Below are 13,016 nucleotides of genomic sequence, written 5' to 3'. Positions count from 1 at the left end.
TTCTCGTCTGCCAGTTGGGGCGACGGGAGCTTAAGTGCGTAAACAGGATACAGTATTACATGAGTTACACAATACAAACCAAGATTGATGGAGAGTTCGACGATGTCGTCGACGCAACGAATGCCGCGCTCAAAGACGAGGGATTCGGTGTTCTCTGTGACATCGACATTCAGGCGACGCTCAAGGAGAAACTCGGTGAGGAGTTCCGCCAGTATCGCATCCTCGGTGCGTGCAATCCTCCGCTGGCATACGAAGGGTTGAGTGTAGAAACTGAACTCGGTGCGCTCTTGCCCTGTAACGTCATCGTCTACGAGAACGATGACGGCGTCATCGTGGTGAGTGCGGTCGACCCGGAACAGTTAGTCGGGATCGCTGATAACGACGCGCTTGACTCCGTCGCGACCGAGGTCAGCGAACGATTCGACCGCGTACTGGCAGCCGTAACTGACGAGTTCGGATCCGCATCGGAGGCCTGATCTCTGATGGCATCATCGGATCAACTGGATACGACGACGATACTGCTCATCGTCCTCGGAGCGTTCATCCTCCTTCCCTTGCTCACAATGGGTATGGGGTTCGGTGGGATGATGGGATACGGAGGAATGATGGGCCAGTACGGTACCACAGGTGGTTGGTGGCCCCTCATCGGGATGCTCGTCCCGGTCATCTTCCTCCTTGCGCTTCTGGGCGGTGGATATCTCATCTTCCGGCGGATGAGCGAGACACAGACGTCTCATAACCCCGCGATGGAAGAGTTACGTCTGGCGTACGCTCGTGGCGATCTCACGGACGAAGAGTTCGAAGCCCGACGAGAAAAGCTCGAACAATCAGAGTGACCACTACCCAAACCGCGTTTCACCCGTTTGAACACCTGCGGATCGACTCGAGGGTATCGAAACCAACCGTTCGGCAGCATCGTTCCGTTACATCGAAATGGTGTGCTCGATTCAGCATATGGTTATGAGTAGTAATGGGAACAAACGACAAGTTCGGAGTGAGTCACGTCCGAAGTCTTCGCACCAGTATCGCGCGTAGCTACCCACCGAAGAATGATCCAGACAACATGACACATCACAGCCGACGTCAATTCTTAGGCATTGTCGGTGCCAGCGCAGTCGCCAGCACCGGCTTTGCTCAGTCAGCGAACGCACAGGAGACGCCCATCGTGGAGATGGGAAACAATTACTTCGACCCAATCGGCCTACGTGTTGATCCCGGGACAACCGTTCAATTTGAACTCGCAGCGGGGGCACATTCCGCTACGGCGTACGCAGATCGTATTCCGGAGGGCGCTTCCGCCTTCGATAGTGGGACGATCTCAGACGGGAGCTTCGAATATACGTTCGAAACGCCAGGGACGTATGATTACTACTGCATCCCGCACAAGTCGATTGGGATGGTCGGACGGATCGTAGTTGGCAGTCCTGGCGGACCGGCAGAGGAGGATTCAATCCCGGATGGAGAGGTCCCATCGAGTGAGGCGATTGTTGACCAGGGTACAGTCGCCTACGGCTCAAGCAGCGATGGAAGCGGGAATACTGGTGGTGGAATGATGGGACGAGGTGGTTCTGGAATGATGAGTGGCCGCAACGGAGGTGGAGTTGGAGGGCTACCAGCTGTTGGTGGCGTACTCGGAATGCTGGGCGTTCTCGGTGGCGGGCTCTACTGGCTTGGAAACCAAAAATCTCCTCAATCGACTACCGACGACTCAGCCAGAAAAACGCTCCAGAACCGCTATGCCAGGGGCGAAATTGACGAGGAGGAGTATAGACGTCGCCGTGAGCGATTAGATGCTACTGATGAGGACATCTCCAACTGATTGCCACCGTGAGAGGGTGAACTCACCGGGGTCAAGTGATTCGGGGATTAGAGAATACCGCCCTCACCGATACCTTTGATTTCAGAACGATCCCGTGACTTGTTTTGTTCCATTTATGACTGATTTCTCTTGTGATCAACTCGCCTGTGTGGCTCGGTAGTAAACACCAATTGCGAGCACGGCTACGAGGAGAAGATATCCAGTAGCCCACACCAACGAGAGAGCCGTAGACTGAGTTGTTGAACTAGTCGTCCATGCCGGATGGGGTTTGGCCCGTAGTCGATCCCGACGGTGCCGACCCTGCGGCAAACTTGTAAACGGCGACGAGTCCCCAAATCACCAAGCCGAGCAGGATGATGCCCGCCCTAATGTCGATGGGGACCACTGCAGCGTGTTCGATTGCTCCCTCGCTATCGACTGGGTGCCCGGCTCCCAGTAGCATGTCGAGCAGGCCGATCACGACGACGCCCAAGACAACCAAGCCACCGCCGACGTACATGGCGATTTGGTCTGCCGTTGATAAGTCACTCATTGGTAGTCACCCGAGGAGTTTCCGTAATCGCGTGTTCTCGAACAGTTCCATCTCACGCAGGCGGTTATCGACTGCCAGGACGCCGCCCGCTCCGAGTGCCACAATGGTTCCGAAGACCATGATCCCAAGTAGTTCACCCGTGACCATACCGTTGGCCCAGCCGCCACCGTAGCCGTTGATGAAGTAGAAGAACAGCATCATGAAGGCACCAAAGAAGGCGGCGGTCCTCGTGAGGACACCGAGTATCAGCCCGAAACCGATGGCGGTTTGCCCAAGCGGTACCGCCACGTTGACGAACGCCAACAGGATGCCGTCGCTGAACGGCGTGACGAAGGGGGCGAGAATCGTGCCCTGAGCGGCTCCGCCGACGAACCAGCTGGCGTCGAAGGGCCACGCCCAGATCTTGTCAAGGCCGGCGTGGAGCATCCACCACCCGGCGGTCAGCCGAAGCAGCAGGATCCAATACGACAACCAGGCTCCTGAGACCGAGAACGACGTCTCAGTTCCGAGAAATCTCGTTCGAATGGATTGTGTTGACATGGCATACTTCACCTCACGACTGAGTTTATCAGAAGTGGTAAAAAGATTGGTGGTGGTTCGTGATCTCTAAGAGTCGGGGCTCATTGCAGGAACGCGGGTGTCAGAGGTGAGTTGGATGATCCTCAAGAAGGAATTCGGTCACCCTCAACGCACTGATTGTGTGCTGGGGCATGTAAGCAGGAGCACCGATGAAGCTGAGCCCACCGATTTCTGGATTTCGGAAAATTCTGTTTGAGGGACTGAATTCATCTACTGATCTAATCCTTTGTACTTACCGATCCTCTCAGTAGCTAACAGATTCTGAGAATTTGGCTCTGTTGAAATCCTCTTCTCCAGATACATTGTAGCGTGAATCGCGGCCTCACTACACGTACGCATTTCGCAGTATGTCACCTACCGTCTCCCGCAGAGGAATCGTGTAGCACGGGAGAGGATGTTCTACTGGGATCGCGTTGCGGCATTATTTTGTACCGGAAACAGGAACGCGTCGCTTATGGTCCCCTATATCAGCGAGGTGCTGTTCAACGAGCCACAAGGCCGTCGTATGGCACTCTTTCAGTTCGGCGTGTCGCTTACCTTCTTGTGCATGTTCGTGTACGCTTGGAGCGTCGGCGACGCTGGCGAAACCCGGTGGTTACTATTTATGGTCGTCGGAACTGCGCTGTCCGGAATCGCCGAGTCCCTCCCAGAGACCCAGCTACAGGCGGTAGGCGTACTCCGTTCCGCGGCGATCCTCGTATTGCTGTGCATCGTCGCTACTCCCTTTCTCGATCTCGAATTAATTATCTGAAGAGAACCGTCGGTCTTGTTGTTCTCTCTACTGATCTTTCCCGACGAGCTTATTGACCATGGTAGGGACAATTCGCAGTGGTACTCTCCACCGAAGATGTCATAGAACCGTTCACAAGGAGGTTGATCTCAGAGCTGTTAATGGTGAATTGCCTGCTCAGGAGGCCTGCGAACTTATCACTGGTACCTCTGTCATTTATGTCGTATAGCAGCGCAATGCTGGATACAGACACAGAGCGACCCCAGGATATTATCATTTCAAGAATAGTTAGAATGGGGGCGAGTCGATACAACAGTATTGTTTTCCCATCTCTTGTACAAACTCGACTAATGACGGCGCAGGACTCCTCGGAGACTGAAGACCGAAAAGACGACCACCTTCAAATCGTTCAGGAGCGGGACGTCGAAACGACAGGGACGGGCTTTGACGACGTCCGACTCATCCATAACGCGCTTCCGGAACTCGATTACGACGCGATCGACCCCTCCATCGACTTTCTGGGTCACGACCTATCTGCCCCAATCTTCATCGAGAGCATGACTGGCGGGCACCAGAACACGACGGAGATTAATCGGGCGCTGGCCCGGGCCGCCAGCGAGACCGGTATCGCCATGGGTCTCGGTAGCCAGCGAGCAGGCCTCGAACTCGACGACGAACGCGTCCTTGAATCGTACACGGTCGTCCGCGATGCTGCACCCGATGCGTTCATCTACGGGAACCTCGGCGCTGCACAGCTTCGAGAGTACGACATCGAGATGGTCGAGCAGGCAGTCAAGATGATTAACGCCGACGCGCTCGCGGTCCACCTGAACTTCCTCCAGGAAGCCACTCAACCTGAAGGCGATGTCGATGGGCGGAACTGTGTAGCTGCGGTTGAACGAGTGTCCGAGGCACTCTCGGTGCCGATTATCGTCAAGGAAACGGGCAACGGAATTTCCGGGGAGACTGCCCGAGAGCTGACTGCGGCAGGCGTTGACGCGATTGACGTCGCTGGAAAAGGTGGGACGACTTGGTCCGGGATCGAGGCCTATCGCGCAGCAGCCGCGAACGCGCCGCGACAGCAACGAATCGGCACCCTGTTCCGAGAATGGGGCATCCCAACCGCTGCAAGCACGATCGAGTGTGTTGCCGAACACGACTGCGTAATTGCGAGTGGTGGTGTACGAACGGGATTGGACGTGGCAAAAGCGATTGCCCTGGGTGCCCACGCCGGCGGGTTGGCGAAACCGTTCCTGAAACCAGCTACAGACGGGCCAGACGCTGTCATCGAACGAGTCAAGGACCTGATCGCCGAGCTGCGGACAGCGATGTTCGTCACCGGCTCGGGGTCGATCGACGAGCTTCAGCAGGTGGAATACGTGTTGCACGGAGAGACGCGCGAGTACGTGGAACAACGAACCAGTAGCGAGTAATACCGAATTCTCCAGTCTCAGCAGGATAGATAGAACAACATCGGGAAAGAGAGAGCCGACTCCGATATCTGTCCAACCTGTACTGACCGCAGCGGGCACCGAAGCTATCATCCTCTAAGGATTTCAACAGAGCCGAGAATTTAACTCGAGTGGATATCAATCAATTAACTCCCACTGGTTAGTCATTCCTCCATAGACACGGTTTAAAACTCGTCGTCTCGAGAAAATACGGGCAAATAAAACAGGGTGGCGGAGGAGACGCAGTAGAACTGCACTCGGAGACCGGTCAACGTCTTCAATATCGATCCCGGCAGCGGCACGAATTGCTGCTCCCAGAACCTTGGGATTACGAGTTTCAAGAAAGTATCTCACAACTGTGGCGAAAATGTACTCCGTTTTCATCCTCTGATATAATCTATCAGGATAATTGCGTAATTGGCTTCTGTTAGCCAGCTCTGCGGCCAAGAATCCCGATTCAACGGCCTGTGAGATCCCCTTTCCGGTGAGTCGGTTTGCTATACCTGCAGCATCACCCACTCGTACGACTGAATGCTCCGGTAGATGGGTTCTGTCGGGATCAAGGCTTGGTCCCTCGGGAATGATTGCGACGTTCGTCCGTTCCTGCGACGGGACTGGCCACCCATTCCGCTCACAGGCTTCCCTCAATGCCTTCATATAATCATTAGGCCGGTCACTGACCGTCCAGCCGATACCAACGTTGGCTCGTTGCGATGTCTTCGGGAATGCCCACGAGTACCCTGTATAGTTCTCCAGAATTATCCGGCTGTTCGGGTACAACTCGGTGAAGTCCCCTTCGACATCACTGTTAAGCGCTACCATATATCCTGAATACTCGTTGGTTGTTCCGAGCGCTTTACTAGAGAGTGATGGCTGACCGGTTGCATCAACGACGAGATCATACTCATCGGTGAACTCGTGGAAATCTGTCCGTGTGATAGACTGGTTTTCGTGGATGTCAACACCCTTCTCTGAGAGTTGTTCTGCCCAGGACTGCTCAACGACATTTCGGTCCGTTGGCTCTGTTGAAATCCTATCGTCCCAACATTTGTCTCGATGGAATAGCCGTTCGGTAGGTATGTGTGTATATCATCACAAAGATTGTATATTACCTCAGTTCAAAGACCAGATGTGAGTGATATAATATCGTTCAACCGTCGGCGTGCGGTGGTATATACCGTGATAGCGGCAGTGTTAGGCTTCTTAGTTGGCTATCTTGGCTCTGTTGAAACCCTCAGGTTCTGACAAGAGATACGTGACACAGACAGAGGGAGAGTTCAGCAATTCCCTACTGTTGTATTCACGTTGGTTCGGCTTACTCACGCGAGATTGAATGTGGAAAATTCACCAATCTACACGTGTTGCCAGTCGCTCGTACCCGCCTCGGTAACTCAGGTAGTACGCAACCGGGAGAGCTACAACGATCACTGGACCGATGAAGAGCAACTGTGTGAACGGGTCAGGCGGGATGAACAGCCCGTCTATCAATTGTGCAAAGAAAAGGACACCCAGAACGGTCGCCACAAAACGAGCAAATGACGATTCAAGCACATTACACATATACAGTTCATCCGATTATCAACCTACCTGCATCGAACCATCCAAAAGGTTCGTCTGTAATCAATCTCGCCTGACCGACTTGCGCGCTGTATTCAGCACGGCTTCAGAAAACTATCAGCGACTGAGGGTTTCAACAGAGCCGCTATCTTGAACAAGGTTCACTTGGTGGTGGACTTGTACTTGGCCTGGCAGCTGGAGTAGCGGTTCCTCTTGGTCTTCTTCTTGCCAACTTGGTTTCTCGTTACATCGATAGGTGACTCCACAATATCTAACGTTCAGAGTGACTTGTCGATGTTGTGAGTGAGACAGCCGACAACAAGTTCGCGGAACTGCTTCCAACAGTACCGTGAGCGGACGAATGCACCGTATTTACGTTTGAGGCGAGAGTTTACCGTCTCGTTTTGACTGCGCTGACCGTAGAGAGTGGCGTCCAGTCGAGCATTCCACGCTTTGTGGAGTGACGAGAACTCGCGGTGTTTGATGAGCGGACGAACACCAGTTTCACGGGCTAACGCGCGAACCTTCTGGTCATCGTATCCCTTGTCGCCGAGGAGAACCGCTACTTTCTCGGTATTCCGCTTAATGAGCGACGGCGCAATCTGCGAATCGTGTTTTCGCGTCGTCGTCACGTGTACGTCGAGAATCGCGTTTGACCTCGTGTCTACGAGGAGCGTGACTTTCAACTGCTGAATCGTCAACTTCGCTCGTTTCGTGTAGTGCTTCGAGGCGTGACTCCGGTCGAACCCGGAGGCGTCGATACCGACGACACCGCTAGTCGGGAGAAGTGTGACCGAGAGATTGAGCAGAACGCGCCAAACCGCCATATCAAGTCGGTTGAACGCTTTACATAACGTTGATGGCGACGGGAGTCTCTCAAGATCGATGGCGTTTCGTATCCGAGGCATCTCGAGGAGTTCATCAAGAAGCGTCCGGTATGTCGTATTCTTCCGAACCTTGAGGCACAGCAGGACGATGTGTTGGTGGAGTGTGTACCGGCGTTTCGAGAACTTCGAGGAATACCGAGCGACGGCTCTTCGAGCCAAGTGATACGCCTGCTCAACAAACCGGAGTAACCGCGACTTCGGGAGGGTCTGCATTCGGTCAAACTACCGGGCGAACCTGTAACCCTCTGAGGATTTCAACAGAGCCGGTCCGTTATATATGTATCCGCAGCAGGAAAGGTGCCGGCTCCAGTGCGGTGGCGATCGGCGTCGATTCCGTCATACACCTCCACTTCCATCGCTGGCAGCGGATTGAGAAAGCCGTTCTCTACAGTCGGCTCGAGTGGGATCTTCGATACCGCTGTCATCGCTTCTCCGCAATTAACGCGTTTGCTATCGTAGGACTGCCGCTCATATAGTTCGACGACGAATCCAGCGTCGTCGAATCCAGCAGCTGCTGCAAGCCCGGCCATCCCTCCACCTATTACCGCAATTTTGGACGTTCGTGTCATCGGTTTTTGCCAATCTTTGAGGCCATCGTTAAGCTCCCAACAGCATCCGAAGTGACCCACGAACGCCCATCGGGAGTCCGATCGCTCCGATGAAGAACGTCATAAGCCACCACCACGTGTGATTCATCTCCTCTTTCGCATCGGCGAGATACCACACGATGCCGACAGTCACGACGAGTTTCAGCACGAACGTCGATCCGGAGAATCCAGTCGCCTGGTACACGAGATTCGTCACGACCAGCTTTGGGGAGTAGCCGAGGAACGTCACACCGATGAGATTCTGCGCAGCGTCCCACAACTGGCCGAAAACGGCCAGCAGAATTAGCGGGTGTCGAAGGTGTGTGATATTGACGAAACTCGCGCCCCAGTAGTAGAGTGCGGTTACGCCGAGCGCTATCCCCGTCGTCGCGACAGGAACCCATAGGCGGAGTGGGGTCGATGTCGAGAGGCCGTGCCAAACAGCCCACCAGACGGCCCCGACAGCCCACACCGACCCGACGAGCCCGACTGTTAGCGGGATAGATCCGATATTTTGGTCACGCAAGAGTGCACCGACACCGAGCGCGAGGATGGTGACAGCGGTGACGACGATGTAAATCGATGGCGTGATGAACCACACCGCGTAGTCCCCGAGCAGCCCGAGATCCTCGAGGGCGCGCATCGCCCCACCTGCGATGATGATCGGAGCGAACCCGTAGGCCAGTCGTGCGTCGAACGTGACGTCGAGTTGGTCGAGATACGCACGTAGTCCGGGGAGGCTGTATACGACTGCCGCGAGGTAGATTACCGTGTTCACCGCGTTGTAGCCCTGGACAGCACGAACCCCCTCGTGCGTGACTGGCTGACCGGCCGCATCGGCGACGACTGGTCCCCAGAGATACTGCCAGATGAACCGGTCGTAGACCAACGTCGGAAACACGAGGATGCCCCCACCGAGGAGGACGAGCGGGGCCAGCAGGTACAGCGCCCACCACTCGCGTGAGCCGGTCTCCGGAAGGACAGTCTCGACGCGGCGGGTGACAGTACTCACGACCCGTTTACCTCCAATCGCCACGTCGTGCTTTTCGAGCGCCCCCACTGTTCGAGTGAAACGATTGTGAGTTCGTCCTGGAGCTGGCTGAGATACTGCGCGACTGCCTTGGGAGATCCGTCGAGGTCGCTGGCAATCTCGCGAGCCCGGAGGTATGTCGGTTCGCTACTGGCTGTCTCGACGAGGTACCTTCGAACCGTGTGCCGGGAAATATTCGACATTGATCTAGAGGTGACGGTTAGCGAAGAAATCCGAAGAGCTTGTAGTCGTGATCGGGGGTGTACCGCCGGAACAGGAGACTGTTCGTCAGCACCGACACCGACGAGAACGCCATTGCTGCTGCAGCGAGCACGGGCTGGAGGAGGCCGAGCGACGCTAACGGAATCATCGCCGTGTTGTAACCGAGCGCCCACACGAGGTTCTGTTTGATCTTCTGGAGTGTCGCGTCTGAGATTCGGATCGCCTTTACCACGTCGAGCGGGTCGTCTCGCATCAGCGTGACGTCTGCAGCTTCGATGGCGACGTCGGTGCCGGAGCCGATTGCTGTCCCGACGTGTGCGACCGCGAGTGCCGGAGCGTCGTTGACGCCGTCACCGACCATCATCGCCTGCCGGCCCTCGTCTTGAATACTGTCGACCGCGTTGGACTTGTCCTCAGGAAGGACTCCTGCGCGGACGTTCTTCGGGTCGATACCCACCTGTTTAGCGACCGCACGGGCAGTTCGCTCGTTGTCGCCCGTAATCATCATCACGTCAACTCCCCGCTCTTGGAGTGCTGTGACAGCCTGCTTGGAGCTTTCCTTCACTGTGTCGGCGTCGGCGACCACACCCACGAGCTCCCCCTCGTAGGCGACCAGCATCGCCGTCTTCCCCTCGTTCTCGAGGCGTTCCATCGTCTCCTCAGCGGGAGAGGGGTCGATCCCGTTGTCCCGCAGCAGCTTGCGGTTGCCGACCAGCACCTCGCTGTCACCAATGACTGCTTTGATCCCGTGGCCCGGAACGTTCTCGAAGTCGTCAGGCTCAGTCACGTCCAGGCCGCGTTCTTCGGCCCCTTCGACGATTGCACGGGCGAGCGGGTGTTCGCTGCCGCTTTCAGCTATCGCCGCCAGTCGAAGCACATCATCCTCTGAGAGGCGCTCACGGGTGCTGAGCTGTCCACCATCTGGGGTCGGCTCGCCACCGTCAGTCACCACATTTCCATCGCTATCAAAGACGACCACGTCGGTGAGTTCCATTTCACCCTCCGTGAGGGTGCCCGTCTTGTCGAAGACGACCGTGTCGACGTCTTTTGCGCGTTCGAGGATGTCACCGCCCTTGAACAGGACGCCGTTCTGGGCACCAATCGTCGTCCCGACCATCGTCGCTGCGGGCGTCGCCAGCCCCAGCGCACAGGGACAGGCGATGAGGATCGAGGACGCGAAGACAATTATCGCGAACTCGAAGACTGAAACGGTCCCACCGACCGGGGCCGGGCCGCCAGCAACCTGACCCCACAGCGGGAGCCAGTCGACGAAGCCAGCGAGAGCCTCGGGGAACAGGAACCAGACGACACCCCAGAGAAGGGCGTTCGCGATGACCGCAGGCACGAAGTACGCGGAGATGCGGTCGGCGAGATTCTGGATGTCGGGCTGGCGCGACTGGGCCTCCTTGACTGTCTGGACGATCTGTTGGAGGGCCGTGTCTTCTCCAACCTTCGTCGCCTCCACGACAAGGACGCCGTTCTCGTTAATCGTCGAGCCGACGACCTCATCGCCCTCCTCTTTCTCGACAGGCACAGATTCGCCAGTGACCATTGACTCGTCGACGGCAGACTGACCGTCGACAACGACACCGTCTGTGGGAATCTTCTCACCTGGACGAATTTTCATCCGGTCACCAGTTGTGACCTCTTCGAGTGGAACTTCTTCTTCACTGCCGTCCTCGCGGACAATGGTCGCCGTTTCGGCTTCCATTTCGAGGAGCTTTCGGAGGGCCTCACCCGCTTGGCCCTTCGACCGAGCTTCGAGATAGTTACCCAACGTGATGAACACGAGGATGAGGGCTGCCGTGTCGAAATAAAGTCCACCTGCAATGAGTTCAGCAAGGACTGCCACAGAGTATAGATAGGCCGTTGTTGAACCGATCGCAATCAGCACGTCCATATTGGCGCGGCCGTTCTTCACGATCGCCTTGTACGAGTTCTTATAGAACGGCCAGCCGAGGATCGCCTGTACCGGCGTGGCGAGGAGGAACTCAACCCAGCCAAGTTCCACACCGAAGACGGCTTCAGGGACGATCGCGCCACCGAGCAGATAATTGTCGATGAGGAAGAAGAGCAACGGTGCCGATAACACTGCCCCAAAGAGGGTCAACCTGAGTTGTTTCCGAGTTTCGGCTTGACGGGCGGCATCTCGTGCGTCCTGGCCCGACTCTTCGTCGGCACCATCTTCGCGGACGGGCGAGTAGCCAGCCTCCTCGATAGCATCGTACAGCGCACCAATAGATACTTCCGCAGGATTGTAGGTGACCTGTGCTTCGTCGGTTGCGTAATTGACCTCCGCATTAACGACGCCCGGAATATTTTCAAGAGCGGTTTGGTTGGTCTCGGCGCAGTTGGCACAGGTCATATCGGAGATGGCAATCGTTACCGTCTCAGAGACTGCGCCGTACCCGGCCTCGTCGATCGCGTCGTAGATTTCTTTGAGCGATACCTCTTCAGGGTCGTAGGTGACGGAACCCTCGTCGGTGGCGAAGTTCGCATCCGCCTCCGATACCCCGTCGAGCGATTCGAGAGTGTCCTGGATCGTCGCCGAACAGTTGGCGCAGGACATTCCCGTGATATCAAGATGGATTGTTTGGCTTGTCATGCTTGTTCTACTATACGGGGTCTAGGTTTAGGCGATTTACTGCTTCGAGAGGCGGGGTTTCGACTGCAGGAAAATTTGGATTCCAAAGACGGCGTTACGCTCCCTCTTCGAGTCGCTGATACCGATCGTCGAACCGTGTGAGACAGGACGGACAACAGAAGTGATAGATCTCTCCGTCGATTCTCGTCGTTTCACCTTGATTATCAACGGTATTGTTACATTCATCACAGGTGAGTGCAAATTCGACGCCATCAACGGACGGCGTCCATTCAAGCTCGTCAATTAGTGTGACGGTGTAATCTGCTACATCGATCTCGTTAAAGAGTCCATCTACCCACTGACGTACGTTCTGGGCTTCAACACGGGCATAGAACCAAAGATCTCCTTCGGAGGTCGTGAAGACGTGTTCAACGCCATCTGACTCTCGAGCCCGCTCGCGGGCGGCCTCCAACGACGCTGAGCCGATTTCGGCCTGAATAAATACCGGTACACCAGCTCGGAGATGAGCCCGGTTGACGTCAATCGTGAAGTTGTTAATGATGCCAGCTTCCTGTAATCGCTTTACCCGGTCAGAAACGGCTGGCCCCGACAAGTCGACCTCCTCGCCAATATCGCTGAACGGGCGGCGGGCGTCATCAGCGAGTAACGAGAGGATTTCTAAGTCGGTTTCATCCAAATTGCGCATACGACCGCTTCGTCTCGCAGGATACATTATTGTTGCCCACAACACACCTTCGAAATCGGTGATCTAGGGCTGCGACAACATTGGATTCTAAGCAGAAAACCACATAGAATACTCGCCCCTATCTACGAATGGATATGACTCAGACAATCACCGTCGAAGGAATGACCTGTGAACATTGCGAGCAGACCGTCGAAGAGGCACTCGAAGAAGTTGAGGGGGTTACGTCCGCTACTGCGGATCGTGACTCAGAATCCGCGACGGTCGAGGGGTCCGCTGAACGGGATGAGCTTGTGACTGTGGTCGAAGACGCTGGATACGATGCCTCTGCGTAA

At 55.8% G+C, this 13,016-nt stretch carries 15 protein-coding genes; 6 read left to right on the top strand and 9 right to left on the bottom strand.

Going from position 1 to position 13,016, the window contains the following annotated elements:
- Positions 1-59 precede the first annotated feature (59 nt).
- The 3 genes from FY251_RS18780 to FY251_RS18770 all read left to right on the top strand — a co-directional run bounded on the left by FY251_RS18780 (position 60) and on the right by FY251_RS18770 (position 1,819).
- The gene (locus FY251_RS18780) at positions 60-476 is read left to right on the top strand and encodes a DUF302 domain-containing protein (protein WP_004048654.1); all 417 of its coding nucleotides are present in this window, start codon (positions 60-62) and stop codon (positions 474-476) included.
- A gap of 6 nt (positions 477-482) precedes the next feature.
- Complete coding sequence (locus FY251_RS18775; protein ID WP_049983674.1) at positions 483-836, top strand: SHOCT domain-containing protein; 354 nt, start codon at positions 483-485, stop codon at positions 834-836.
- 134 nt (positions 837-970) lie between these two features.
- On the top strand, positions 971-1,819 hold the full coding sequence (locus FY251_RS18770; RefSeq protein WP_227262414.1) for a plastocyanin/azurin family copper-binding protein: 849 nt from the start codon (positions 971-973) through the stop codon (positions 1,817-1,819).
- Between the two features lie 244 nt (positions 1,820-2,063).
- Here the strand turns inward: FY251_RS18770 and FY251_RS18760 are convergent, their stop codons facing one another.
- Positions 2,064-2,351 carry a hypothetical protein gene (locus FY251_RS18760; protein WP_004594603.1) on the bottom strand — a complete coding sequence of 96 codons (288 nt, stop codon included), beginning with the start codon at positions 2,349-2,351 and terminating at the stop codon, positions 2,064-2,066.
- Between the two features lie 6 nt (positions 2,352-2,357).
- The gene (locus tag FY251_RS18755) at positions 2,358-2,903 is read right to left on the bottom strand and encodes a DoxX family protein (RefSeq protein WP_231554252.1); all 546 of its coding nucleotides are present in this window, start codon (positions 2,901-2,903) and stop codon (positions 2,358-2,360) included.
- A 481-nt stretch (positions 2,904-3,384) separates the two neighbouring features.
- Between FY251_RS18755 and FY251_RS18750 the strand changes: the two genes are divergently transcribed.
- On the top strand, positions 3,385-3,681 hold the full coding sequence (locus FY251_RS18750; protein ID WP_049986203.1) for a hypothetical protein: 297 nt from the start codon (positions 3,385-3,387) through the stop codon (positions 3,679-3,681).
- Positions 3,682-4,010: 329 nt separating this feature from the next.
- Entirely contained in the window at positions 4,011-5,093 is a 1,083-nt protein-coding gene (fni, locus tag FY251_RS18745) for a type 2 isopentenyl-diphosphate Delta-isomerase (protein ID WP_049986204.1), read from the top strand.
- 156 nt (positions 5,094-5,249) lie between these two features.
- On the opposite strand, the gene FY251_RS18740 is transcribed toward fni, so the two are convergent.
- The 7 genes from FY251_RS18740 to FY251_RS18710 form a co-directional block, all read right to left on the bottom strand.
- The gene (locus FY251_RS18740) at positions 5,250-5,933 is read right to left on the bottom strand and encodes a hypothetical protein (RefSeq protein WP_222847847.1); all 684 of its coding nucleotides are present in this window, start codon (positions 5,931-5,933) and stop codon (positions 5,250-5,252) included.
- A 1,013-nt stretch (positions 5,934-6,946) separates the two neighbouring features.
- Complete coding sequence (locus FY251_RS18735; RefSeq protein ID WP_148416540.1) at positions 6,947-7,768, bottom strand: IS5 family transposase; 822 nt, start codon at positions 7,766-7,768, stop codon at positions 6,947-6,949.
- Positions 7,769-7,809: 41 nt separating this feature from the next.
- Positions 7,810-8,124, bottom strand: a complete 315-nt coding sequence (locus FY251_RS18730) for an NAD(P)-binding protein (RefSeq protein ID WP_148416539.1) — start codon at positions 8,122-8,124, stop codon at positions 7,810-7,812.
- 28 nt (positions 8,125-8,152) lie between these two features.
- Positions 8,153-9,154 carry a DUF63 family protein gene (locus FY251_RS18725; RefSeq protein ID WP_004594600.1) on the bottom strand — a complete coding sequence of 334 codons (1,002 nt, stop codon included), beginning with the start codon at positions 9,152-9,154 and terminating at the stop codon, positions 8,153-8,155.
- On the bottom strand, positions 9,151-9,375 hold the full coding sequence (locus tag FY251_RS18720; RefSeq protein ID WP_004594599.1) for a hypothetical protein: 225 nt from the start codon (positions 9,373-9,375) through the stop codon (positions 9,151-9,153). Before FY251_RS18720 ends, FY251_RS18725 begins: the two co-directional genes overlap by 4 nt.
- 17 nt (positions 9,376-9,392) lie before the next feature.
- Complete coding sequence (locus tag FY251_RS18715; protein ID WP_004594598.1) at positions 9,393-11,999, bottom strand: heavy metal translocating P-type ATPase; 2,607 nt, start codon at positions 11,997-11,999, stop codon at positions 9,393-9,395.
- 94 nt (positions 12,000-12,093) lie between these two features.
- Positions 12,094-12,684: an AsnC family transcriptional regulator gene (locus FY251_RS18710; protein ID WP_148416538.1), complete on the bottom strand. Its 591-nt coding sequence runs from the start codon at positions 12,682-12,684 to the stop codon at positions 12,094-12,096.
- Positions 12,685-12,818: 134 nt separating this feature from the next.
- Between FY251_RS18710 and FY251_RS18705 the strand changes: the two genes are divergently transcribed.
- Positions 12,819-13,016, top strand: a complete 198-nt coding sequence (locus tag FY251_RS18705; protein WP_049938510.1) for a heavy-metal-associated domain-containing protein — start codon at positions 12,819-12,821, stop codon at positions 13,014-13,016.

Source organism: Haloferax sp. KTX1, from assembly GCF_902410085.1.
Taxonomy (GTDB): Archaea; Halobacteriota; Halobacteria; order Halobacteriales; family Haloferacaceae; genus Haloferax; species Haloferax massiliensis.
Note: the sequence above shows the minus strand (reverse complement) of the source record. Positions and strands in the feature narration are given on the sequence as shown.

What these genes read in the sequence shown, in the direction of transcription:
- FY251_RS18740 (WP_222847847.1), bottom strand. Translation starts at nt 5,933, where the DNA reads ATGGTAGCGCTTAACAGTGATGTCGAAGGGGACTTCACCGAGTTGTAC.
- FY251_RS18715 (WP_004594598.1), bottom strand. Translation starts at nt 11,999, where the DNA reads ATGACAAGCCAAACAATCCATCTTGATATCACGGGAATGTCCTGCGCC.
- FY251_RS18710 (WP_148416538.1), bottom strand. Translation starts at nt 12,684, where the DNA reads ATGCGCAATTTGGATGAAACCGACTTAGAAATCCTCTCGTTACTCGCT.
- FY251_RS18770 (WP_227262414.1), top strand. Translation starts at nt 971, where the DNA reads ATGGGAACAAACGACAAGTTCGGAGTGAGTCACGTCCGAAGTCTTCGC.
- FY251_RS18705 (WP_049938510.1), top strand. Translation starts at nt 12,819, where the DNA reads ATGACTCAGACAATCACCGTCGAAGGAATGACCTGTGAACATTGCGAG.
- FY251_RS18735 (WP_148416540.1), bottom strand. Translation starts at nt 7,768, where the DNA reads ATGCAGACCCTCCCGAAGTCGCGGTTACTCCGGTTTGTTGAGCAGGCG.
- FY251_RS18760 (WP_004594603.1), bottom strand. Translation starts at nt 2,351, where the DNA reads ATGAGTGACTTATCAACGGCAGACCAAATCGCCATGTACGTCGGCGGT.
- fni (WP_049986204.1), top strand. Translation starts at nt 4,011, where the DNA reads ATGACGGCGCAGGACTCCTCGGAGACTGAAGACCGAAAAGACGACCAC.
- FY251_RS18780 (WP_004048654.1), top strand. Translation starts at nt 60, where the DNA reads ATGAGTTACACAATACAAACCAAGATTGATGGAGAGTTCGACGATGTC.
- FY251_RS18775 (WP_049983674.1), top strand. Translation starts at nt 483, where the DNA reads ATGGCATCATCGGATCAACTGGATACGACGACGATACTGCTCATCGTC.
- FY251_RS18720 (WP_004594599.1), bottom strand. Translation starts at nt 9,375, where the DNA reads ATGTCGAATATTTCCCGGCACACGGTTCGAAGGTACCTCGTCGAGACA.
- FY251_RS18750 (WP_049986203.1), top strand. Translation starts at nt 3,385, where the DNA reads ATGGTCCCCTATATCAGCGAGGTGCTGTTCAACGAGCCACAAGGCCGT.
- FY251_RS18730 (WP_148416539.1), bottom strand. Translation starts at nt 8,124, where the DNA reads ATGACACGAACGTCCAAAATTGCGGTAATAGGTGGAGGGATGGCCGGG.